This window comes from Diaphorobacter sp. JS3051 (assembly GCF_015832135.1).
In the GTDB taxonomy this organism is placed as follows: domain Bacteria; phylum Pseudomonadota; class Gammaproteobacteria; order Burkholderiales; family Burkholderiaceae_C; genus Diaphorobacter; species Diaphorobacter nitroreducens.
Window position 1 is genome coordinate 1,770,676 of the sequence record NZ_CP065406.1, and the last position, 21,266, is coordinate 1,791,941.

Annotated in this window: 19 protein-coding genes, 1 tRNA gene, 1 pseudogene and 1 other annotated feature; of the genes and pseudogenes, 12 read left to right on the forward strand and 9 right to left on the reverse strand. The window is 63.7% G+C overall.

From position 1 onward, the window contains the following. Positions 1 to 32: 32 nt before the first annotated feature. Positions 33 to 1,079 carry a cytochrome D1 domain-containing protein gene (locus I3K84_RS08485; RefSeq protein WP_196995903.1) on the forward strand — a complete coding sequence of 349 codons (1,047 nt, stop codon included), beginning with the start codon at positions 33 to 35 and terminating at the stop codon, positions 1,077 to 1,079. 394 nt (positions 1,080 to 1,473) lie between these two features. On the opposite strand, the gene I3K84_RS22435 is transcribed toward I3K84_RS08485, so the two are convergent. Both I3K84_RS22435 and I3K84_RS08490 read right to left on the reverse strand, forming a co-directional pair. Further along, complete coding sequence (locus I3K84_RS22435) at positions 1,474 to 1,602, reverse strand: hypothetical protein (protein WP_255352815.1); 129 nt, start codon at positions 1,600 to 1,602, stop codon at positions 1,474 to 1,476. Further along, positions 1,599 to 2,561, reverse strand: coding sequence for an IS5 family transposase (locus I3K84_RS08490; protein ID WP_011806097.1), 963 nt, complete (start codon positions 2,559 to 2,561; stop codon positions 1,599 to 1,601). Before I3K84_RS08490 ends, I3K84_RS22435 begins: the two co-directional genes overlap by 4 nt. Before the next feature lie 138 nt (positions 2,562 to 2,699). Here I3K84_RS08490 and I3K84_RS08495 point away from each other — a divergent pair, with 138 nt between their 5' ends. After that, positions 2,700 to 3,023, forward strand: a complete 324-nt coding sequence (locus tag I3K84_RS08495; RefSeq protein ID WP_196995904.1) for a hypothetical protein — start codon at positions 2,700 to 2,702, stop codon at positions 3,021 to 3,023. A gap of 210 nt (positions 3,024 to 3,233) precedes the next feature. Here I3K84_RS08495 and I3K84_RS08500 read toward each other — a convergent pair. From I3K84_RS08500 to hrcA, 4 genes and pseudogenes are all read right to left on the reverse strand, one after another. Continuing rightward, positions 3,234 to 4,280: pseudogene (locus I3K84_RS08500) on the reverse strand (IS256 family transposase); the annotation flags it as partial. A 34-nt stretch (positions 4,281 to 4,314) separates the two neighbouring features. After that, positions 4,315 to 5,549 (reverse strand): IS3 family transposase gene (locus I3K84_RS08505; RefSeq protein WP_085947515.1). Its coding sequence is split into 2 segments (ribosomal slippage): positions 4,315 to 5,261 and positions 5,261 to 5,549, totalling 1,236 coding nucleotides; the frame shifts between segments, so codons are not numbered across the junction. Then, positions 5,155 to 5,271 (reverse strand) — a sequence feature (AL1L pseudoknot). (Overlaps the previous gene by 117 nt.) Beyond that, entirely contained in the window at positions 5,449 to 6,135 is a 687-nt protein-coding gene (locus tag I3K84_RS08510; protein ID WP_196995905.1) for a hypothetical protein, read from the reverse strand. The genes I3K84_RS08505 and I3K84_RS08510 overlap by 101 nt, the downstream gene beginning before the upstream one ends. A 674-nt stretch (positions 6,136 to 6,809) precedes the next feature. Further along, complete coding sequence (gene hrcA / locus I3K84_RS08515; protein ID WP_196995906.1) at positions 6,810 to 7,814, reverse strand: heat-inducible transcriptional repressor HrcA; 1,005 nt, start codon at positions 7,812 to 7,814, stop codon at positions 6,810 to 6,812. Between the two features lie 28 nt (positions 7,815 to 7,842). Between hrcA and I3K84_RS08520 the strand changes: the two genes are divergently transcribed. From I3K84_RS08520 to rapZ, 3 genes are read left to right on the forward strand one after another with little or no spacing between them, the layout of a single operon-like run. Further along, the gene (locus I3K84_RS08520; RefSeq protein ID WP_012655803.1) at positions 7,843 to 8,739 is read left to right on the forward strand and encodes an NAD kinase; all 897 of its coding nucleotides are present in this window, start codon (positions 7,843 to 7,845) and stop codon (positions 8,737 to 8,739) included. 2 nt (positions 8,740 to 8,741) lie between these two features. Continuing rightward, positions 8,742 to 10,406, forward strand: a complete 1,665-nt coding sequence (recN, locus tag I3K84_RS08525) for a DNA repair protein RecN (protein ID WP_196995907.1) — start codon at positions 8,742 to 8,744, stop codon at positions 10,404 to 10,406. A gap of 3 nt (positions 10,407 to 10,409) precedes the next feature. After that, positions 10,410 to 11,273: an RNase adapter RapZ gene (gene rapZ / locus I3K84_RS08530; RefSeq protein ID WP_011804346.1), complete on the forward strand. Its 864-nt coding sequence runs from the start codon at positions 10,410 to 10,412 to the stop codon at positions 11,271 to 11,273. A 110-nt stretch (positions 11,274 to 11,383) separates the two neighbouring features. On the opposite strand, the gene mutY is transcribed toward rapZ, so the two are convergent. The 3 genes from mutY to mutM form a co-directional block, all read right to left on the reverse strand. Then, positions 11,384 to 12,457 (reverse strand): A/G-specific adenine glycosylase, encoded by a 1,074-nt coding sequence (gene mutY / locus I3K84_RS08535; protein ID WP_196995908.1) that lies wholly within the window; start codon positions 12,455 to 12,457, stop codon positions 11,384 to 11,386. Then, on the reverse strand, positions 12,454 to 14,436 hold the full coding sequence (locus I3K84_RS08540; protein ID WP_012655799.1) for a dynamin family protein: 1,983 nt from the start codon (positions 14,434 to 14,436) through the stop codon (positions 12,454 to 12,456). The genes mutY and I3K84_RS08540 overlap by 4 nt, the downstream gene beginning before the upstream one ends. 93 nt (positions 14,437 to 14,529) lie before the next feature. Next, positions 14,530 to 15,345: a bifunctional DNA-formamidopyrimidine glycosylase/DNA-(apurinic or apyrimidinic site) lyase gene (mutM, locus tag I3K84_RS08545; RefSeq protein WP_196995909.1), complete on the reverse strand. Its 816-nt coding sequence runs from the start codon at positions 15,343 to 15,345 to the stop codon at positions 14,530 to 14,532. A gap of 29 nt (positions 15,346 to 15,374) precedes the next feature. On the opposite strand from mutM, the gene I3K84_RS08550 reads away from it, so the two are divergent. The 7 genes from I3K84_RS08550 (at position 15,375) to pth (ending at position 21,228) form a co-directional block, all read left to right on the forward strand. Continuing rightward, the gene (locus I3K84_RS08550) at positions 15,375 to 17,174 is read left to right on the forward strand and encodes a tetratricopeptide repeat protein (protein ID WP_172206397.1); all 1,800 of its coding nucleotides are present in this window, start codon (positions 15,375 to 15,377) and stop codon (positions 17,172 to 17,174) included. After that, complete coding sequence (locus I3K84_RS08555) at positions 17,171 to 17,686, forward strand: lipoprotein insertase outer membrane protein LolB (RefSeq protein ID WP_172206395.1); 516 nt, start codon at positions 17,171 to 17,173, stop codon at positions 17,684 to 17,686. The genes I3K84_RS08550 and I3K84_RS08555 overlap by 4 nt, the downstream gene beginning before the upstream one ends. 9 nt (positions 17,687 to 17,695) lie before the next feature. Next, positions 17,696 to 18,547, forward strand: a complete 852-nt coding sequence (ispE, locus tag I3K84_RS08560) for a 4-(cytidine 5'-diphospho)-2-C-methyl-D-erythritol kinase (RefSeq protein ID WP_196995910.1) — start codon at positions 17,696 to 17,698, stop codon at positions 18,545 to 18,547. A 41-nt stretch (positions 18,548 to 18,588) separates the two neighbouring features. Beyond that, positions 18,589 to 18,665, forward strand: a tRNA-Gln gene (locus I3K84_RS08565). A 47-nt stretch (positions 18,666 to 18,712) separates the two neighbouring features. Beyond that, positions 18,713 to 19,678, forward strand: a complete 966-nt coding sequence (locus I3K84_RS08570; protein WP_011804339.1) for a ribose-phosphate pyrophosphokinase — start codon at positions 18,713 to 18,715, stop codon at positions 19,676 to 19,678. Positions 19,679 to 19,831: 153 nt separating this feature from the next. Beyond that, positions 19,832 to 20,458 (forward strand): 50S ribosomal protein L25/general stress protein Ctc, encoded by a 627-nt coding sequence (locus I3K84_RS08575; protein WP_011804338.1) that lies wholly within the window; start codon positions 19,832 to 19,834, stop codon positions 20,456 to 20,458. A 134-nt stretch (positions 20,459 to 20,592) separates the two neighbouring features. Beyond that, positions 20,593 to 21,228 (forward strand): aminoacyl-tRNA hydrolase, encoded by a 636-nt coding sequence (gene pth / locus I3K84_RS08580; protein WP_047349997.1) that lies wholly within the window; start codon positions 20,593 to 20,595, stop codon positions 21,226 to 21,228. Positions 21,229 to 21,266 lie beyond the last annotated feature (38 nt).

The following is a 21,266-nucleotide window of genomic DNA, read 5'->3' on the forward strand; positions in this document are numbered from 1 at the left end:
ATAGAAGTTTTATTTTCCAACCAAGAGAGATCATGATGACAAGAAAAAACAACTGGCTTTTGACAGCGGTGCAGATGGGCCTATTGGCCTGGTCCGGCGCCACCTTGGCCGCCGACAAGGTGTATGTGGCCAACGAGGGGGCTGACACGGTGAGCGTGCTCGATGCTGCGTCGTTCAAGACACTGGCAAGCGTGCGCGTCGGCAAGGCACCGCACAACGTGCAGGTATCGCCCGACGGCAAGGTCGTATGGGTGACCAATAACGGGGAGCCTGCTCAAACGGCCGACGCGTCGGAGCACAAGGAGATGGCCCAAGGCAGCCACGATGCGATGGGAAAGCCCGGCGCGGTTTGGGCCATCGATACCGCGACTAACGCAGTCGTCGCCAAGGTGCCGGTTGGCATGCACCCGGCCCATGTGGTGGTGTCGCCCGACGGCCGCTTCGCCTACATCACCAACGGCGGCGACAACACGGTCAGTGTGATCGACACAGCGGCGCGGAGCCTCGTGGCGACGATTCCGGTCGGCAAGTTTCCCCACGGTCTTCGCATCAGTCCGGACGGCAAGCAGGCCTACGTCGCCAACCTCAAGGGCGGAACGGTGTCGGTCATCGATACCGCCAGCCAGAAGGAGATCGCGCAAGTTCCTGCAGGCAAGGGGCCGGCTCAAGTGGGCTTCACGCCGGACGGGAGTCTTGTCTTGGTGTCGCTGTCGGAGGAAAACGCGGTCGCCGTGATCGACCCGGCTACGCGCAAGGTGATTCGCAAGGTTGCCGTCGGAACAGTCCCCATCCAGCTGTATGTCACGCCGGATTCGCGCACGCTGCTGGTGGCCAATCAGGGCACGCCCAAGAAGCCTGGCAAAACCGTCAGCCTGATTGAGCTGGAGAGTTTCAAGGTTGCCAAGACCGTCGTGACCGGCGCCGGTGCTCATGGCGTGGTTGTCGACCGTGAAGGCCGGTACGCCTACGTTACCAACATGTACGCCAATTCGGTTTCCGTGCTTGATGTGAAGGATCGCAAGGTTGTGAAGACCGTTCCGGTAGGCAAGACTCCCAACGGCATCAGCATTACGCCTTGACGGTTTGTCCGTCGCTTGCAGCTGTCCGGCAAGGTGCAAAAAAAGTAAAACAAGACAACCTGGGCGTTTACAGAAATGACGGTCATCGATATTCGCATTCAACGAATCACGCAGCTTTACGATTCATTGGACCCTTCGCCGCTCCATGAGAAAACACTGAGCCGTGCTGTGGAAAACTATATCGTTGACTGTGCGGGCGAGTATGGTTTAGATGAATCGCTTCGTCTCATTGTTCATGTCCCGACGTCGATCAGAGAGTACGAGGTGGAAATTGCAGGAGCGATCCATGCGCACTTTCAAGCGCAATATGCGCAGTGCAGGCGCCGGTATCGACGAAGGATGCGACAGGGCACTTCCTGTTAAGGATGCCCTGAATAACTCGAATGCGTAAGTGCTACAAGGTCACCGGTTTCAGATAGTGCGATGGATGGCGTTTAGCCTGGGTCTTCGCACCACTTTCCACGCCCTTGCGGGCCATCTGCACCGCCTTTGCGGCCATTTGCCTGATTTCAGGGGCACTCATCCCTGCGCCTCCAGCAATTGATGGCGCACCATCCAAAGATTGGACAGCGCAAACAGCGTCTTGAGCTGCAACGTGTTCTTCTTCAATCCCCGGTAGCGCACCTTGGTGTATCCAAACTGTCGTTTGATCACCCTGAAGGGATGCTCCACCTTGGCACGGATGCTCGCCTTGATCTTCTCCACTTGGTCTATCAGCGCGTCAACGGGGTTGTTCTCTTTGTCCAGCGCTCTGCGTTTGCCTGGGCGCATCGCGATGTGCCACCGCACTGCCTCCTTGGCATCCGGGCGCTTGTCGATACCTTGGTAGCCCGCATCACCAAACCCGTCTGTCTCCTGCCCGTGCAGCAAGCTGTTGCCCTCTACAACGTCGGCCACGTTACCCGAGGTGCCTATGACGGTATGCACGAGTCCCGAGTCCGCATCCACGCCGATATGGGCCTTCATGCCAAAGTGCCATTCGTTGCCCTTTTGGCTCGAATGCATCTCTGGATCGCGCTTTCTGTCCTTGTTCTTGGTAGAGCTAGGCGCTGCGATCAGTGTGGCATCGACCGCAGTGCCTGCCTTGAGCAGCAAGCCCTGGGCTGCCAGAAGCTCGTTGACAGTGGCCAGAATCTGCTCGGCCAGCTTGTGTTTCTCCAGCCGATGACGAAACCTCAGGATGGTGCTCTCGTCAGGCACCCTCCCATGGGCATCAAGACTTGCAAACTCCCGGTAGATCGGGGTGTCAAAGAAGGCCTCTTCCATCGCCAGATCTGACAGGGTGAACCACTGCTGCATGCAGTGGATGCGCAGCATGGTCTCCAGGGCAAAGGGTGGGCGGCCGTTCTTGCCTTCGGGGTAATAGGGCGCAATGAGTTCGACCAGAGCAGCCCAGGGAACCACCAAATCCATCTGGATCAGCAGTTCTTGCTTGCGGGTCTTTTTGGTGCTCAGTTTCAGGTCAAGGCTGCTTTGCTTCATGGGCGGGGAGGATGCCATGACTTCCTGGCTTCTAGCAGACTGCGTTCGGGGTTTTGCAGGATTTCCTTAACGGGACTCGCCGTTCTGGGTACGACGCTGCTTGTACGGGCCTTATTGGGTAATGCTGGCAACAGCCAGGTGCTTACGGCCATCAGCAAAGGGCTGTTGATTGTTGGCTGGGTGGCGATGTGGCGCCCGATCGAAGTACTCTTGTTTGAATGTGTGGAAAATCACCAAAACATGGCGCTTTTTGATCGTCTTTCCCACATCGAAGTGGGGTTCGCCCTAGAGGAGACCGAGTTTGACCATGATGCAAAAAGTGGGCAGATAGGGGATCTGCGGGCACTCAGCGATTCGCCTGCGCGGAGCCCGAATGCGCGCGACGAATCTTTTTTTACGATAGCGCGTGCGCCATTCTATCGGTCGATGACCGCAGGCGTGGCGTCGGAGAATTTGAAATGAAATTGAGACCACTTGTCCTTGGCGTGGGAGGGGGATTGGTCTTGCTCGTGGTGGCTGGAATCCTCTATTTCTTCTTGAGTGCCGGTGGCAGGCGGGAGGCAGCGTTGACGCATACCTTGCGTCCTGATGATCCTCAGGTCTTGCAAGTAGGCGCTCGCATATACGCTCAGAACTGGGCGTGTCCGAATTTTTGTGTAAACGGTTCGGACTTCAGTTGACGGAGATGCGGTCTCCGAACTGAATGGTAAAGCGGGTCAGCGCAGCCTTCCAATCCCGGATGGGCATGGTCCACTTCTGGCTGATGTTGCGCAGGGCCAGGTAGAACAGCTTGCTCAGCGCCTCATCGCTGGGGAATGAGCCCCGGTTCTTGGTCAGCTTCCTCAGGCCCATGTTCACCGACTCGATGGCATTGGTGGTGTAGATGACCTTGCGGATTTCCGGCGGGTAGTCAAAGAACGGGGTCAAGCGGCTCCAGTTCCTGCGCCAGGACTGGCCGATGGGCAGGTACTCGGCATCCCATCGGGCCTCGAACTCTGCGAGCATCAGTTCGGCCTCCTCGGCGGTGGCGGCCGTGTAGATACGGCGCAGGTCGGCCGCCACTTCCTTGCGGCGCTTCCATGAGACGTAGTTCAGGCTGTGACGCACCATGTGAACGATGCACAGTTGCACCACCGCCTTGGGGAAGACTGCCTCGATGGCGTCAGGGAAGCCCTTGAGCCCATCGACGCAGGCGATGAAGATGTCCTGCACGCCCCGGTTGCGCAACTCGGTGACCACCTGCAGCCAGAACTTGGCGCCCTCGGTCTGGGCCAGCCACAGGCCCAGCACCTCCTTGTCGCCCGTCATGGTGATGCCGATGGCCAGGTACACCGCCTTGACCCGCACCGCGCCCTCGCGCACCTTCACATGGATGCAGTCCAGATAGACGATGGGATAAATCGGCTCCAGCGGTCGGGCCTGCCAGGCCTTGACCTCGTCGGCCACGGCATCTGTCACCGAGGAAATCAGGCTGGGTGAGACCTCGGTGCCGTACATCTCTTCGAGGTGGGCCTGTATCTCGCGCACCGTCATGCCACGGGCGTACAGCGAGATGATTTTGTCGTCGAAGCCGGCCCAGCGGGTCTGGTGCTTGGGGATGAGCTGAGGCTCGAAGCTGCCATGGCGGTCGCGTGGCACTTCGATGGGCAATTCGCCGAACTCGCCCTTGAGGGTCTTCTTGCTCTTGCCGTTGCGGGTGTTGCCAGCGGGGTTGGCCACTGAACCGCCCCGGCTTTCGAGGAGGCCGATTGGTTTAAGTTGACACTTCTGTCGAGGTGTCGCTGGCGGCGAGTTGCCTCCAGTAGTTTGCCTCAGCTTCTGCCGGAGGGATGCCCCCAATCGGCGTGAGCAGTCGGACGTGGTTGAACCAGTGCACCCATTGCAGGGTGGCCAGTTCCACGGATTCCCTGGTCTTCCAAGGTCCCCGGCGGTGAATCAACTCGGCCTTGTACAGACCGTTGATGGTCTCGGCCAGCGCGTTGTCATAGCTGTCTCCCCTGCTGCCCACCGAAGGTTGTATGCCCGCCTGGTCCAAGCGTTCGGTGTAGCGGATGCTGACGTACTGACTGCCCCTGTCGGAATGGTGCGTCAAGACATGGGCCGCTGGCTGGCGTTCGTACAGAGCCTGCTCCAGGGCATCGAGCACGAAGTCCGTCTGCATGCTGCGACTGACGCGCCAGCCCACGATGCGCCGAGCGTACACATCCACCACAAAGGCCACATACAACCAGCCTTGCCAGGTGGAGACATAGGTGAAGTCCGACACCCATAGCTCGTTGGGACGGCTGGCATGGAAGTGCCGGTTGACGTGGTCCAGCGGGCACGGGGCCGAGGTATCCGGCGTGGTGGTGCGCACCGCCCTGCCACGGCGTGCCCCTTGCAAGCCCATGGCACGCATCAGACGCTCGACCGTGCAGCGCGCCACCACGATGCCCTCGCGGTTCATCTGCAGCCAGACCTTGTCGGCTCCGTAGACCTGCCAGTTGGCGTGCCACACGCGCTGAATGTCGGCCTTCAAACCCTCGTCACGCTGGGCGCGTGCACTGCGCAGTTGCGCGTTGCGTTGCCGGGCTGCGTGGCGCCAGTAACACGACGGGGCCATCTGCAGCGCCCGGCAGATGGGCTCGACCCCGTAGTCATCACGGTGGCGGTCGATGTAGGCCTTCACGACTTGAGTCGGCGGTCGAGCTCCGCCTGCGCGAAAAACGCGCTGGCCGTCTTCAGGATGTCGTTGGCCCGGCGCAATTCTTTGACCTCACGCTCCAGTTCCTTGATGCGCTGCGCATCCGAGGTGGTGGTGCCGGGGCGCTGGCCGCTGTCGACCTCGGCCTTCTTGACCCAGTCGTTCAAGGTCTGTGGCACGCAGCCAATCTTGGGGGCAATCGATTCAATCGCTGCCCACAGCGACGGGTAGTCGGCTCGGTGCTCCTGCACCATGCGCACGGCGCGCTCGCGCACTTCCGGGGAGAACTTCGGTGACTTGTTCATAGCTCCATCTTCTCAAGTGTTGGAGCCTCCTCAAAACCCGGGGCGGTTCAGCAGCGGGCGCACCGAACAAGCCGCTCTTGCGCAAGTGGTCGAAATGCGTGGCCGGGTTCGGCACGTAGGTGAGCCCCCACAGGTCCATGACCCAGCGGTATCGGTTCATCACGAACCATGGCTGCCCCGCTTTCTCCTGCACCGCGATATAGGAGCCGAAGGTCTCGTCCTGACCTGCAATGGGCGGTTCGCACTGATGACCACGCAGCGGGCATGTTGCCCAGCCCGGAAAAGCCGGAGGGCTGTCGCTGGTGTAGAAATGCTTGGGACTCGACTTGAAGAAGCTGGGTGACTTGATGCCCAGCTGACCGAGCTTGCGATGTTGCCTGCGGTAACGAGGCATGCGCCGCAACAGTTCCCAGGCCAGTCGCAGGTAGTCGTCGCGCGTGTAGCTGTCCAGCGGCTTGAGCGCCGGATACTGGTCCTGCTTGCGCCAGTTGGCGCCGGGTGCAAACAGCTCGTGCGACTCTTCATCACCCGCCTCGAAGCGCAGCCACTTGGGGCGGTCTGCGGGGCTTGAAGGCGTGCGGGGCATGGGTCCAATTGTCTTATGAATGGTAGGCCGTGTTGGACTTGAACCAACGACCAAAGGATTCAGGTTTGCATGAGTTTCCTCATTCCCTGGACTATCTCACCACCCTCGCCGCGAACTGCTTCGCGCGTTAGGGTGCCGGGCGCTCTTGGGGTGCTTATCGGATTGGCTCCTCACACCCTAGTCTCTGCACCTTCTCGCCTACCGGTCCTTCGACCTGCCTTCGGCGAGCTTGGCTCAGGATTGCCGGGCCATTGACTGGCTGACGGTTTCCCTGAGTTCACCCGGTTTTTCCATTGCCGCTTTCACGGCAAGGTCACCATTTCGATGAGTCCTCTGCTCTAACCAACTGAGCTAACGGCCCATTCATAAAACAACTTCAACTCTCCGCGTTTTCAGCGACCCCAAAGGCCGCCGAAAAACGCCATTTCTCCCTCAGTAGCAAGAACGTAGCAAGCGCCTACCCGCCAACTTCCTCGGTAGCAATCCGGCGAAATCGCCAGACCGCTGTAAGTGCTTGATTTCAAAGTGTTGGAATCAAGCAACCAGTCCGAAAAAAATGACGGTTAATCGCTCTGGCCTCTTGATTATGAGTCCTCTGCTCTAACCAACTGAGCTAACGTCCCAGGGTGCACTGCCCTGCCTCGTAGGCGGCGCAGCGGCGCGTATTGTAGGGGCTACTTCCGGTGACTCAGGGCGTTGGAGACCAGCTTGGAGGTGATGTCCACGATCTGGATCATGCGGTCATAGGACATGCGCGTGGGGCCGATCACGCCCAGGGTGCCCACCACCTGACCGTCGACCTCATAGGGTGCACTCACCACGGACAGCTCTTCAAATGGCACCACCTGGCTCTCTCCACCAATGAAGATGCGCACCCCTTCTGCCCGGCTGGAAATGTCCAGCAGGCGCAGAATCTGGGTCTTTTGCTCGAACAGGTCGAACGCACGGCGCAAGTGGCTCATGTCGCTGGAAAAATCGCTCACGGACAGCAGGTTGCGCTCGCCCGAGAACACCACCTCGTCCTGCGACCCGGACATGGCCTCCGAGCCCACGCTCACCGCGGCCTGCATCAGCGCCGCGATTTCTCCGCGCAGCTTGTCCACCTCCAGCTTCAGGCGCTCGCGCACCTGCTCCATGGTGAGGCCCGCGTAGTTGGCGTTGAGGAAGTTGGCGGCCTCCACCAGTTGCGACTGGGAGTAATCGACCTCGGTAAAGGTCACGCGGTTCTGCACATCACCGTCGGGCGAGACGATGATCACCAAAAAACGCTTCTCGGACAGCCGCAGGAATTCAATGTGGCGAAACACCGAGGCGCGCCGCGGCGCCATCACCACACCCACGAACTGCGACAGGCTCGACAACAGGTGGGCGGCGTTGGCGATCACCTTCTGCGGCTGCTCGGGCATGAGCTGGACTGTCGGCAACTGCTCCTGCTGCACGGTGAGCATGGTGTCGACGAACAGGCGATAGCCCTTGGCGGTGGGCACACGGCCCGCGGAGGTGTGGGGGCTGGCAATAAGCCCCAGGTCCTCCAGGTCTGCCATCACATTGCGTATGGTGGCGGGCGACAATTCAAGCCCTGATGCCCGCGACAAGGTTCTGGAGCCGACTGGCTGCCCCTCGGCTATGTAGCGTTCCACCAAGGCCTTGAGTAACAACTTGGAGCGGTCATCAAGCATTGAATCATTTTAATGATGTAATTTCTGCATGAAGCCCATCTTCCGCCGCGTTGCAGTCATAGGCAAATACCCGGGGCCTGGCGCCGTTTCAGCGTCCGACAGCGCACGGCAGATCATCGAGAGCATTGCCCAGTTCGTCACCCAGCAGGACTGCGAGTTGACGCTGGAGGCCGAAACCGCCGCCCACACGGGCCTCACGCAATACCACACGCTGGATGTGGAGGGGATCGGCCGGCAATGCGACCTGTGCCTGGTCGTAGGCGGCGACGGCACCATGCTGGGCGTGGGCAGGCGGCTGGCCGGCTACGGCACGCCGCTGGTGGGCATCAACCAGGGGCGGCTGGGCTTCATTACCGACATTCCGCTGGAGGGCTACCAGGACGCGCTCACGCCCATCCTGCACGGAGACTACGAAGAAGACGTGCGCCCGTTGATGCAGGCCTGCGTGATGCGCGGTGGCGAGTGCGTGTTCGAGGCGCTGGCCCTCAACGACGTGGTGGTCAACCGCGGCTCCACCTCCGGCATGGTGGAGCTGCGCGTGGAGGTGGACGGCGTATTCGTTTCCAACCAGCGCGCCGACGGCCTGATCGTCGCGTCGCCCACCGGCTCCACGGCGTATGCCCTGTCTGCAGGCGGCCCGATGCTGCACCCATCGATCCCCGGCTGGGTGCTGGTGCCGATCGCGCCGCACACCCTGTCCAACCGGCCGATCGTGCTTTCCGACGCGACCGAGGTGGCCATTGAGGTGGCCGGCGGGCGCGACATCAGCGCCAACTTCGACATGCAGTCGCTCGCATCGCTGCAACATGGCGACCGCATACTGGTGCGCCGTTCCGCGCACCGGGTGTGCTTTCTGCACCCGCGCGGCTGGAGTTACTTTGCCACCCTGCGCAAGAAGCTGGGCTGGTACGAGGGAGGTTCCTGACCATGGCCCTGAGGCGGATCGCCCTGAGCGATTTCGTGATCGTGCGATCGCTCGAGCTGGACCTGCATGCCGGCTTCACCGTGCTCACCGGTGAAACCGGTGCCGGCAAGTCCATCCTGATCGACGCGTTGCAACTGGTGCTGGGCGCGCGTGCCGACTCCGGTGTGATCCGCGAAGGCGCGCAGCGCACCGACGTCTGCGCCGAATTCGACGGTGGCACCGTCGCGCTGGCAGCCTGGCTGGACGAGGCGGGTTTTCCGCGCGACGACACGCTGCTGCTGCGCCGCACCGTCGATGTGCAAGGCAAGAGCCGCGCCTGGATCAACGGCATCCCCGCCACGGCAGCGCAGATGCGTGCCGTGGGCGAGCATCTGCTGGACATTCATGGGCAGCACGCCTGGCAGCGCCTGACGCGGCCCGACGCCGTGCGCGGCCTGCTGGACGCCTATGCCGGCGTGCAGGTGCAACCCTTGGCCGCGCTGTGGACGAGTTGGCGCGACGCGCAGCAGGCGCTGACCCACGCCCGCGCTGCCCAAGACACGCTGCAACAGGAACGCGAGCGCCTGCAGTGGCAGATCGGCGAAGTGGACAAGCTGGCGCCGCGCGATGGCGAATGGGAGGAGCTCAATGCCGAGCATGCGCGACTGTCCAACGCCCAGTCGCTGCTGGACAACGCCCAGGCCGCCCTGACTGTGCTGGAGGACGAAGACGCAGGCGGCGCGCTGCGGGCCCTGGCGCAGGCACAGCACCTGCTGCAGGACTACGAGCATGTGGACCCGTCGTTTCGCACCATGAATGAGGTGCTGACCTCCTGCATCGCCCAGGCGGGCGATGTGGCGCACTCTCTGCAAAGCTACCTGCGCCACGCGGAGCCCGACCCGGATCGGCTGCAGCAGCTGGACGCCCGCGTATCGCAGTGGATGCAGCTCGCGCGCCGCTACAAGCGCACCCCACCCGAACTACCCGCGCTGCTGCAAGACTGGAAGGACACGCTGCACCGTTTGGACAGCGCCACTGACCTGGCCGCATTGCAGGCTGCCGAGCAAGCCCATGGCGCCGCTTACCAGAAGGCCGCACGCGCCCTGTCGCAAAAGCGCGCCAAGGCTGCGCCGCTACTGGCGCAGGCCATCACCCGCGCCATGCAGGGCCTGGGCATGGCGGGCGGGCGCTTCGAGGTGCAACTGGACAAGGCCGAGCCTGGGCCGCACGGCATCGACCAAGTGGCTTTCCTGGTCAGCAGCCACCCGGGCATGACGCCGCGGCCCATCGGCAAGGTGGCGTCGGGGGGCGAGCTGTCGCGCATGGCGCTGGCGATCTCGGTCACCACCAGCGAGCTGGGCGAGGCGCCCACGCTGATCTTTGACGAGGTGGACTCGGGCGTGGGCGGCGCCGTGGCGCAGACCGTGGGCCGTCTGATGCAGCAGCTCGGGACGGCCCGGCAGGTACTGGCCGTCACCCACCTGCCCCAGGTGGCCGCGTGCGCGGACCATCACCTTGTGGTGGCCAAACACAAGCACGCCGAGGGCACCACCAGCAGCGTGGCCGCCGCCAACGAGGAGGCGCGCGTGGCCGAGATTGCGCGCATGCTGGGCGGCGAGCGTCTGTCCCCTACCACCCTGGCGCATGCACGCGAGATGCTGCAGGGCGCCGCCAAACCCACACCCTGAGCCATGGATCTGGAAGTCGTCGTCATCACCGGTATGTCCGGCTCGGGCAAGTCCGTCGCGCTGCATGCGCTCGAAGACGCGGGCTACTACTGCGTGGACAACCTGCCGCCGGAACTTTTGACCTCCTTCGTGGAGCTGGAGCACGCACACCACGGCCACCGCGTTGCCGTGGCCATGGACGTGCGCAGCGCCACCGCCCTGCCCCTGGTGCCGCAGCAGTTGGCCGGCCTGCGCGAGCAGGGCGTGCAGGTGCGCCAACTGTTCCTGGACGCCACCGACGACGTGCTGGTGCGGCGTTTTTCAGAAACCCGGCGCCGCCACCCTCTGTCCCAGGCCGAGATGCGCGAAGGTCCGCGCCCGCTTTTGCACACCATGCGGTTGGAGCGCGAGCTACTGGCCCCGCTGCGCGAGCAGGCACACGTCATCGACACCAGCACCCTGCGGTCCGCGCAATTGCTGAGCTATGTGAAGGACCTGCTGTCGGTGCCGCCGAGTCGGCTGACCCTGGTGTTCCAGTCGTTTGCGTTCAAGCGCGGCATCTCCATGGATGCCGACTATGTGTTCGACGTGCGCATGCTGCCCAATCCCCACTACGAGCCGCTCTTGCGCGCCCTCACGGGCAAGGACGCGCCGGTCATCGACTACCTGCGTCAGCAGCCCGAAGTAGCGCTGATGCTGGCGCACATTGGCGACTTCCTGGACCACTGGCTGGACGCGCTGGCCCACAACCACCGCAGCTACGTGACCGTGGCCATCGGTTGCACGGGAGGACAGCACCGCTCCGTCTACCTGGTGGAGCAGCTGGCGGCGCGCTTCGAGGGCCGCTGGAATACGCTGCGCCGCCACCGCGAGCTCGACGGCATCTAGCATGCACCGCTAGGTGACAGCTATTGTTTTAGTAGCTGCTAGCGCTTGCTATTGAACGACTTGCAATAGTTTTCTACCGGAAGTCGCCTATCTACGGTCGCTGCCAGCTCTCATTTTTGACAGCCGTCCCCAAGGGAGGCGAGCAGCTTGCGCACGGGCGCGGGCAGCCCCAGCGCCGGCCATTGCGCCGGAGCGAACCACCCCGACTGCTGCTCAGCGCAATGCGCGTTCGGCTGCGGCGTTGCATCTCGCGCCAGCACCGGATGCAGGTGCAGGTCGCGGTGCGTCAGCACGTGGGTGAAGGCCGGCAGATCCTGCGCATCGCAGCTGGCGTGCAGCTGCAGCGCCTCGTCCAGCGCCGCGCGGCTGTCATAGACCGGCGGACAGTACAGCCCCGCCCAGATGCCGGTGGGCGGACGCCGCTCCAGCCACAGCCGGCCCGCACCATCCTGGCGCAGCAGCAGCCACCAGGCCTGCGCGCTGCGCTTGAGCTTGCGCGTGCGCACCGGGTAGTCCTGCGGGTTGCCGTCGCGGCGCGCCACGCAGGCCTCTTGCAAGGGGCACAGCAGGCAGTTGGGGTTGCGGGGCAGGCAGATGCCGGCACCCAGGTCCATCAGGCCCTGCGTGTAGCGCGGCATGGCATGGGACAGGTCCTGCCGTGGCAGCAGCGCCTCGGCCTGCTGCCATAGCGCGCGCTCGTTCTTCGCCTCGGCCAGGTCGGCGCCGAACCCCAGCACCCGCGTGAGCACGCGTCGCACGTTGGCATCCAGGATCGGCGCCCGTACGCCGAAGCAGAAAGCGGCTATCGCCCCTGCCGTGGAGCGGCCGATGCCCGGCAGGGCCGCCAGCTCATCCACCGTGCGGGGGAATTCCCCGCCGTGCTGGTGCACGACGATCTGGGCGCAGCGGTGCAGGTTGCGCGCGCGGCTGTAGTAACCCAGGCCGCTCCACAACGCCAGTACCTCGTCCTGTGGCGCAGCAGCCAGTTCGCGCACGTCGGGAAAGCGCGCCAGAAAGCGCGTGTAGTACTCCAGCACCGTGGCCACCTGGGTCTGCTGCAGCATGATCTCCGACAGCCACACGCGGTATGCATCGCGCGTGTTCTGCCAAGGCAGGTGGTTGCGCCCATGCGCTTCCTGCCAGCGCACCACCTGGGCCGCCAGCTCTGCGGACGGACCGCTCATGACGCCGCGAGCGGCTGGGGTTCGGTAAGGGGTATGTCGATGTCCACGCCCTCAGGCGCTTGCGGCTGCCGCACGAGGTCGGAGGTCAGCTCCGTCAGCCGCTGCTCCAGTTCGGCGAGGTGCTGCTCGGCCTCTTCGATCTCGGCGATGCGGTCCACCAGCCCGTTGGCGGCCTGCTGGATGCGGTTCACCGCCTCGATACGCCGCGAGAAGCTGCGTTTGCGCTCACGCAGTTGCGCGTCCAACTGCGCCGTGGCCGTCTTGCTCCACAGCTCCAGCTCGTTGGCCGCGGACTCGAACACGGTGCGCAGGCGCAGGCCCATGGCCCGTAACAAGCGCTGCGCGAACTCTGGCTGCGCCAGGCGCAGCGTGTTGCCCATGCCCACGTATTGCAGGTGCCGCTGCTCGATGGCCACGATCTCCTGCACATAGTTACCCAATTGGGGCGCCGCAGGTACTTGCAACGAGAAGCCGAACTCCGTGTTGAGCTGACGGAAGGTGCCGCCCAGCATGGCCTGGATCTCGATGCCCGTGGACTGCGCGGCCTCCATGATGGTGCGCACCTTGGCGAAGGTGTCGCCGTATACCTTGCGCACGCCCAGCTTGAGCCCTTTGGGCTGCAGCGCCTCGGTGAGCTCCACCAGTTGCGCCTTGAGCGAACGCGGCCCAAGCTGGTGGAACACCTCGCGCAGCATCTTCAGATGCACTGCTCGCACGGCCTGGATCTTGGCCGTGCTGGCTTCAAACTCTTGCTGCTCCTGCTCGATGCGCCCGCGCATGGCGTCGATCACCGAGGCATTCTTGCCGCGCAGGCTGCGCAACTCCAGCATCTGATCATCCAGATCGCGCCGGCGGATGTTGATCACCCGCCGCGTCTCGGACTGCAGGCTTGCCACGCCGCTGGCCACCGTGGCCCGCAGGATGGCCTGGCGCCGGCCCATGATGCCCTCGGCCAGCGCTTCCTCCAGCAGCGGCAGCCCACTGGACTCCAGCAGGATGTCGTCACAGTTGATCTTGGCCACCAGGCCCTTCTGGGCCGACACGGGCACGACATGGCTGAGCGGCACGCCCAGCAATTCGGCCGATGTCTGGCGCTGGCGCTCCAGCTGTGCTTGCACTTGCGACGGGGAACTGAGCGTGTCCCACAGCGTGTCGATCTTGTTGAGCACCACCAGCCGCGCATCGGTCGCGTCTTCAGCCGTGCCCAGGTGGTCGCGCCAGATGGTCAGGTCCGAGCGCGTCACGCCCGTGTCCGCGCCCAGGATGAACACCACGGCGTGGGCCTGCGGGATGAGGTTGATGGTGAGCTCGGGCTCCGCGCCCACGGCGTTCAGGCCCGGCGTATCCAGTATCACGAGCCCCTGCTTGAGCAGCGGATGCGGAATGTTGATGACCGCGTGCCGCCACATTGGCACCTCGACCATGCCCGCAGCGTCCAGCACGGGGTTCTCGTCGGCGGCCTCATCGCTCCAGAAACCCAGCGCACGCGCCTCATCCACGGACACGCGGCGCACTTCCGATACTTTTTCAAGCGCCTGGGCGAGTTGGGCCGGGTCGTCCATGTCCAGCGGCACCTTCACCCAGCGGTCTGCCTTCAGGCGCCACTCGGCCAGCCCCAGGGACTGCATGCGCGTGTCGATAGGCAGCAGGCGCAGGCTGGGGGCGGTGCCGTTTTCATAGCCCAGCTCGGTCGGACACATGGTGGTGCGCCCCGCACTGGCCGGCATGATGCGCCGGCCATAGCCGGCGAAGAAGATCGCATTGATGAGCTCGGACTTGCCGCGCGAAAACTCCGCCACAAAAGCGACAGTCACCTTGTCGCTGCGCACCTGCTCTTCCAGCCGCTGCAGACGCTCCTCCACAGCCGCGTCCATGAGGTCGTGCGAACCCATCCATTGCCCCAGGCGCTTGAGTTGCTGGGCGAAAGCACGCCTCCATGCGCCGTGCTGGTCAAACTGTTCGTTGAATGAAGGTCCCACTTTGCTCCCGGATATCAATGCAAGCGCCCGCGTGGGCGGGAGATGGCGCAATATAGCATCGCCATTGCGCCGGTCCGCCGCCACGCAGCCCGGTCAGGCGCGCTGGCAGTGCGGACAGAAATAGGTGCTGCGCTGCCCCTGGCGCAACAGACGCACGGGCGTGCCGCACTGGCGACACGGCAGGCCCGCGCGGCCATAGACATTGGCCTCCAATTGGAAATGCCCGGCGCTGCCGTCGGCGCTGGAGAAATCACGCAGCGTGCTGCCGCCCCGCTCCACCGCGCGCGCCAGCACCTCGCGGATTGCGCCGTGCAGGCGCCGGGCTCGCTGGGGTCCGATCGCGCAAGCGCGGGTGGTTGGCCGGATGCCTGCGAGAAACAGCACTTCGCAGGCATAGATATTGCCCACGCCCACGACCACCGTGCCCGCGAGCAGCAGTTGCTTGATGGGCGAGCGTTTGGCGCGCAGCCCCGCGTGGAAGGACTCGAAGGCGAAGTCCTCGCCCAGCGGCTCCAATCCCCACCCATCGAGCAGCTTGCGTGCACGGGGATCGGACTCACCCGCCGCCCAGACCACGGCGCCGAAGCGCCGCGGGTCGTGCAGCCGCAGCGTGCCCTGGTCCGTTATCAGTTCGAAATGGTCGTGGGCGCCGCGCGCGGGCAGATCGCGTGCAAAGCGCAAGCTGCCCGACATGCCCAGGTGAATGAGCAGCAGCCCTTCATCCAGATCCAGCAACAGGTATTTGCCGCGCCGGCGCACACCGCACACCCGCCGTCCGACCAATACTGCGGGCTCCGTGCCCAGCGGCCAGCGCAAGGGCTTGCCCACCGCAATGCCGCGGACAGTTGCGCCCTCGATCGCGCCCGCGAAGCTGCGCCTCGTGACTTCCACCTCCGGCAGCTCAGGCATCGCAATACTCGTCAAGAAGTTCAAGAGCCATGGATTATTATGGGCCGATGGTGCAATCTCTTCGTTTCAGGGCCGTCGCACTGGCATGTTGGGCTGCGGCGAGCATGCTGCCGGCCATGGCCCAGACGCCTGCCCAGTCCACCGTCCCCGCCCCCCCAGCCGAGCTGGAAGATACCGATGCGGCTGCCAGCGACGATGCAGCCGCCTTGAATGCCGAGCTGTTCTACGAATTGCTGCTGGGCGAGATGACCACCAGCCGGGGCGACCCCGGCACCGGTTATGCCCTGATGCTGGACGCTGCACGTCGCAGCGGCGACCCACAGTTGTACCGCCGCGCCACCGAGATCGCCCTGCAGTCGCGCTCGGGCGAATACGCCTTGATGGCCGCGCGAGCGTGGAAGGAGGCCCTGCCGCAGTCGCGCGATGCCAATCGCTACATGTTGCGCATCCTGGTCGCCCTCAATCGCATCGGCGATAGCGCCGACCCCTTGAAGCAGGAACTGAGCACCGCGCCGACGCGCGACAAGATATCCACCATCCGCGCGCTGCCTCAGCTCTACGGCCGTGCCAGCGACAAGGCACTGGCCGCGCAGGTGGTGCGCCAGGCCCTGCAGGCAGAACTGAACCACCCGGCCATCGGTCCCATTGCATGGACCACCGTGGGGCGCATGGACCTGGCAGCCAGCGACAAGGCGGGCGCCCTGGAGGCGGCGAGCCAGGCCCATGCACAAGACCCCGCCGACGATGGCGCCGCCATGCTGGCGCTCGAGTTGCTCGCAGAGGGCGTCACGCAGGCGGAGCCGCTGCTCGCGGGTTACCTGGCCGGCAAGCCCCTGCCCGAAGTCCGCATGGCCTACGCACGCCTGCTGCTGGAGTCTCAGCGCCTGGCCGACGCACAGTTCCAGCTGGATGCAGTCAATCGCGAACAGGCCGACATGCCCGAAGCCTGGTTGTTGCAGGCGTCGCTACACCTGCAAGGCGGACGGCTGGAGCAGGCGGAGGAAGCACTGCGGCGTTTTACCGGCTTGCTCGAAGACCTGCCCGCCACGCCCCAACGCAAGCGCGCGCTCACCCAGGCATATCTGATGCACGCGCAAGTAGCGGAGAAGCGTGGCGACTACGCCGGGGCCGAGGGTTGGCTTTCGCGCATTGAAGATGCCGCCGAACTGCTCACGGCTCAAAGCCGCCGCGCTGCACTGCTCGCACGCCAGGGCAAATTGGAAGAGGCGCGTGCATTGATCCGCGCCGTGCCCGCAAGCACCCCGGATCAGGAACGCCTCAAGTTGCAGGCCGAAGCCCAGTTGCTGCGCGAAGCAAAACAATATGCACAGGCCTACACGGTCCTCGGCAAGGCCGTAGCGCTGGCGCCCGCGGACAACGACCTCGCCTACGACCAAGCCATGCTGGCGGAAAAGGCGGGCCGCCTCGACGACATGGAACGCCTCTTGCGCGCCATCATCGCCCGCCAACCCGACTACCACCACGCACTCAATGCCCTGGGTTTTTCCCTCGCAGAGCGGGGCGTACGTCTGGAAGAAGCCAAGGCGCTCATCGTCAAAGCGCTGGAGTTTGCACCGAACGATCCGTTCATCACCGACAGTCTGGGCTGGGTGGAATTCCGCCTGGGCAACCGCCAGGAAGCGCTGACCATCCTGAAACGCGCTTACGAAACACAACCGGACGCAGAGATAGCGGCCCACATCGGGGAAGTTCTGTGGTCTCTGGGAGAACATGATCGCGCGCGTGACATTTGGCGCGAGGGCCTGCGTATCAACAAAGACAACGACACACTCAAGGGCACGCTCGACCGGCTGGGAGTGCGTCTGTGAGCCAACCGCAACTGGCGGCTGACCCCCGCCCTCTGCGCGGCCGGCTGGTGCTCGGGATCGTCGCAGCTGCAACCCTGGTCGCCTGCGCGCAGCCGCCACGCCCTGCGGATGCCAGCCCGGACCACTGGTCGGGCCGGCTGGCCGTTCAGGTGGAAGACGATGCAGGCCAATCCTTCAGTGCCGGTTTTGAATTGAAGGGCCACCCCTCTGCGGGAGAGCTCACTCTCATCAACCCGCTGGGCAACATCATCGCGCGTGTGGAATGGACTCCGCATCGCGCCGTGCTGGTCCAGGGGCAGGAGCGCAGGGAGGCTGCCTCGCTGCAGACCCTGGTACATGACCTGACCGGCAGCGACCTACCCATTTACGCGCTTTTCAGCTGGCTGAAGGGCGAAGCCCTCCAGGTCGCCGGCTGGCGCACCAACCTCGATGCCCTGCAGCAGGGGCGCTTGTCGGCCACGCGCGAGCAGCCGCTGCCTCGCACTACGCTGCGCATTGTCTTGAGCCTCTGACCGCTTTCCATGCAAGCCCTGTACGACGTGCCGGCGCCGGCCAAACTGAACCTGTTTCTGCATGTCACGGGTCGCAGGCCCGATGGCTATCACCTGCTGCAGTCGGTCTTCATGTTGATCGATTGGTGCGATGTTTTGCATTTCGAGGTGCGCGGCACTGGGACCGTCACACGTGAAGACCTTACCAGCGCCCTGCCTGCGGACGATCTGGTCGTGCGCGCCGCACGTGCGCTGCAAAAGGCCACCGGTTGCCCGCAAGGGGTACATATCGGCGTCTCTAAACACATCCCCGCACAAGCCGGCTTGGGTGGCGGATCTTCGGACGCGGCCAGCACACTGCTGGCGCTCAACCGCTTGTGGAAGTTGAAACTGTCTCGGCAGCAGTTGCACTCGATCGCCCTGACGCTGGGCGCCGATGTTCCGTTTTTTTTGTGCGGCGCAAGCGCCTGGGTCGAGGGAATTGGTGACATAATTCGCCCTCTTGAGTTGGAGCACCAACTTCCGCCTGCGGCTTTCGCGGTGGTCAAGCCCGAAGCGGGGCTGGATACGAGAATGATTTTTTCGCATCCCTCCCTTAAACGTGATTCGAGTTGTGCTACAATTTCAGGCTTTGCTGCAACACACTACCAATTTGGAAGTAATGACCTGCAGCCAGTCGCACAAGCCTTGTGCCCCGAGATCACGCAAGCCATCAATTGGCTTGAATCAAAAGGGTTGCGAGGACGCATGACAGGCTCTGGAAGTGCGGTGTTTGCACAAATCACACACGCTGTCGATCTGCACGATGCACCCGCTGCTTGGCATGTCAAAGTGTGTGAAAATCTAAAGTCTCATCCGCTAGCGGATTGGGTTTTTGGATGAAAAAATACTGGGTGAGCTGACGCAAGACAGCTGACCTGCGTAGGGGAGTCGCCAAGTTGGTTAAGGCACCGGATTTTGATTCCGGCATGCGAGGGTTCGAGTCCTTCCTCCCCTGCCAAAGATTATTTCCCACACGGGATTTAAATTCAGACGGCTGAGTCGCTCATGCAAACCAATCCCCCCGACTTCGTGGTTTTCACGGGCAATGCCAACCCTGGATTGGCTGCCGAGATCGCTCAAAATCTTGGCACCACTCTCGGCGCCATTGATGTGGGCCGGTTCTCCGACGGCGAAGTCACCGTCGAAATCAAGCAAAACGTCCGCGCCCGCGATGTATTCGTGGTGCAGTCGACCTGCGCGCCGACCAACGAGAACCTGATGGAACTGCTGATCATGGTCGACGCGCTCAAGCGCGCCTCGGCCGAACGCATCAGCGCCGTGATTCCCTACTTTGGTTACGCTCGCCAGGACCGCCGTCCGCGTTCCACACGCGTTCCGATCTCCGCCAAGGTGGTGGCTAACATGCTGCAGGCAGTGGGCGTCGCCCGCGTGCTGACCATGGACCTGCATGCCGATCAGATCCAAGGTTTCTTCGACATTCCGGTGGACAACATCTACGCGTCGCCGGTGCTGCTGGGTGACCTGAACCAGAAGAAGTACGAGAACCTGATCGTGGTGAGCCCGGACGTGGGCGGCGTGGTGCGTGCACGCGCCCTGGCCAAGCAGCTCGGCACCGATCTGGCCATCATCGACAAGCGCCGCCCCAAGGCGAACGTGTCGGAAGTCATGCACGTGATCGGCGACATCGAAGGCCGCAACTGCGTGATCATGGACGACATGATCGACACCGCCGGCACGCTGGTGAAGGCCGCCGAAGTGCTCAAGGAACGCGGCGCCAAGAACGTTTACGCCTATTGCACGCATCCCATTTTCTCGGGCCCGGCCATCGAGCGCATCGCGCAAGGCACGGCCCTCGATGAAGTGGTGGTGACCAACACGATCCCCCTGAGCGATGCCGCCAAGGGGTGTTCCAAGATTCGCCAGCTCTCCGTGGCGCCGCTGATCGCCGAAACGATCCAGCGCATTGCCAAGGGTGAGTCGGTGATGAGCCTGTTCTCCGACCAGGCTTGATGATCGCTCCGCCGCTGGCGGAGGTGTCACAGCCCCAAGCCTCCTTCGGGAGGCTTGCTTGTTCGGAGACAGCGCGGGCCCATGCCATGGTGGCGTGCGGTCTTTATCAACAGGGCCAGGCTGGTCGCGGCCGGCCCCTTCAGGAGTTCAAACATGCAATTCGTCGCTTTTGAGCGCGCCAAGCAAGGTACGGGTGCGAGCCGCCGTCTGCGCATTTCGGGCAAGGCCCCCGGCATCGTCTATGGCGGCTCCGCCGAGCCCCAGCTGATCGAGATCGATCACAACGCCCTGTGGCACGCCCTCAAGAAGGAAGCGTTCCACTCCAGCATCCTGGACATGGAGCTGAACGGCCAAGTCACCAAGGTGCTGCTGCGTGACGTGCAGTACCACCCCTTCAAGCAGCAAGTGCTGCACGTGGACTTCCAACGCGTGGACGAGAAGACCCGCGTGCACCTGAAGGTGCCGCTGCACTTCGAAGGCGTCGAAGGCTCGCAGGCCGTAAAGGTGGAAGGTTGCACGGTGACCCCGCTGATCCATGAACTGGACGTGATGTGCATGCCCGCGCAACTGCCCGAGTTCATCAAGGTGGACCTGAGCGGCCTGACCTCCAAGTCCACCATGGGCCTGCAGTCCGTGAAGCTGCCCCATGGCGTGAAGGCCGTGGTGCGTGGTTCCAACAAGAACCCCGCCCTGGTGTCGATCAAGCTGCCCGAAGTGGTGGCCGACGCGACCGCAGCCGCAGCACCCGCAGCCGCACCCGCCAAGAAGGGCAAGAAGTAAGCACTTCTGCCGGGCCGTCGCCCTCAGGGGCGGCCTCTTGCGTCTCAACGGCCCACCTCGCGTGGGCCGTTGGCGTTTTGTGGCCCCCTGCAAGCGCACGTCGCGCCGCTTCAGGCGCGCCGGATAATCGCAACATGATCAAACTGTTTGTGGGCCTGGGCAACCCCGGCCCGGAGTACGAGGCCACACGCCACAACGCGGGGTTCTGGTGGATCGACGCGCTGGCGCGCGAACTCAAGGTCACCCTGCTCCCCGAGCGCAGCTACCACGGCCTGGTCGCGCGCGCCAGCGTTGCCGGCCATAGCGTCTGGCTGCTGCAGCCGCAGACCTTCATGAACCTCTCAGGCAAGTCGGTGGCGGCCCTTGCGCGCTTCTTCAAGATTCCGCCGGAGGAAATCCTCGTCGCACACGACGAATTGGACATTCCGCCCGGACAGGCCAAGCTCAAGCGCGGCGGCAGCCACGCAGGCCACAACGGGCTGCGTGACATCCACGCGCAACTGGGCACCAGCGACTACTGGCGGCTGCGCATCGGCATCGGCCACCCCGGCGTAAAGGCGGAGGTGGTGAACTGGGTGCTCAAGAAGCCCGCGCCCGACCAGCGCACGCTGATCGAGGACAGCATCCTGCATTCGCTCAAGGCCTACCCCGCCCTGCTGGCCGGTGACATGGACAAGGCCACGCTTCTCGTGCACACCACCAAGCCGCCCCGCCCAAAGCCCACACGCCCCGCCCAGGCGCAGGCCGCACCACAAGCGGGTCCAGATTAACTATTATTTTGATAGCTGGTAGCGCTTACCAGATAAGC

Coding starts and splice junctions, on each gene's coding strand:
- I3K84_RS08485 (WP_196995903.1), top strand. CDS start 33: ATGATGACAAGAAAAAACAACTGGCTTTTGACAGCGGTGCAGATGGGC.
- I3K84_RS22435 (WP_255352815.1), bottom strand. CDS start 1,602: ATGAGTGCCCCTGAAATCAGGCAAATGGCCGCAAAGGCGGTGCAGATG.
- I3K84_RS08490 (WP_011806097.1), bottom strand. CDS start 2,561: ATGAAGCAAAGCAGCCTTGACCTGAAACTGAGCACCAAAAAGACCCGC.
- I3K84_RS08510 (WP_196995905.1), bottom strand. CDS start 6,135: ATGCCCCGCACGCCTTCAAGCCCCGCAGACCGCCCCAAGTGGCTGCGC.
- hrcA (WP_196995906.1), bottom strand. CDS start 7,814: ATGCTTGATGACCGCTCCAAGTTGTTACTCAAGGCCTTGGTGGAACGC.
- I3K84_RS08520 (WP_012655803.1), top strand. CDS start 7,843: ATGAAGCCCATCTTCCGCCGCGTTGCAGTCATAGGCAAATACCCGGGG.
- recN (WP_196995907.1), top strand. CDS start 8,742: ATGGCCCTGAGGCGGATCGCCCTGAGCGATTTCGTGATCGTGCGATCG.
- rapZ (WP_011804346.1), top strand. CDS start 10,410: ATGGATCTGGAAGTCGTCGTCATCACCGGTATGTCCGGCTCGGGCAAG.
- mutY (WP_196995908.1), bottom strand. CDS start 12,457: ATGAGCGGTCCGTCCGCAGAGCTGGCGGCCCAGGTGGTGCGCTGGCAG.
- mutM (WP_196995909.1), bottom strand. CDS start 15,345: ATGCCTGAGCTGCCGGAGGTGGAAGTCACGAGGCGCAGCTTCGCGGGC.
- I3K84_RS08550 (WP_172206397.1), top strand. CDS start 15,375: ATGGATTATTATGGGCCGATGGTGCAATCTCTTCGTTTCAGGGCCGTC.
- ispE (WP_196995910.1), top strand. CDS start 17,696: ATGCAAGCCCTGTACGACGTGCCGGCGCCGGCCAAACTGAACCTGTTT.
- I3K84_RS08570 (WP_011804339.1), top strand. CDS start 18,713: ATGCAAACCAATCCCCCCGACTTCGTGGTTTTCACGGGCAATGCCAAC.
- I3K84_RS08575 (WP_011804338.1), top strand. CDS start 19,832: ATGCAATTCGTCGCTTTTGAGCGCGCCAAGCAAGGTACGGGTGCGAGC.
- pth (WP_047349997.1), top strand. CDS start 20,593: ATGATCAAACTGTTTGTGGGCCTGGGCAACCCCGGCCCGGAGTACGAG.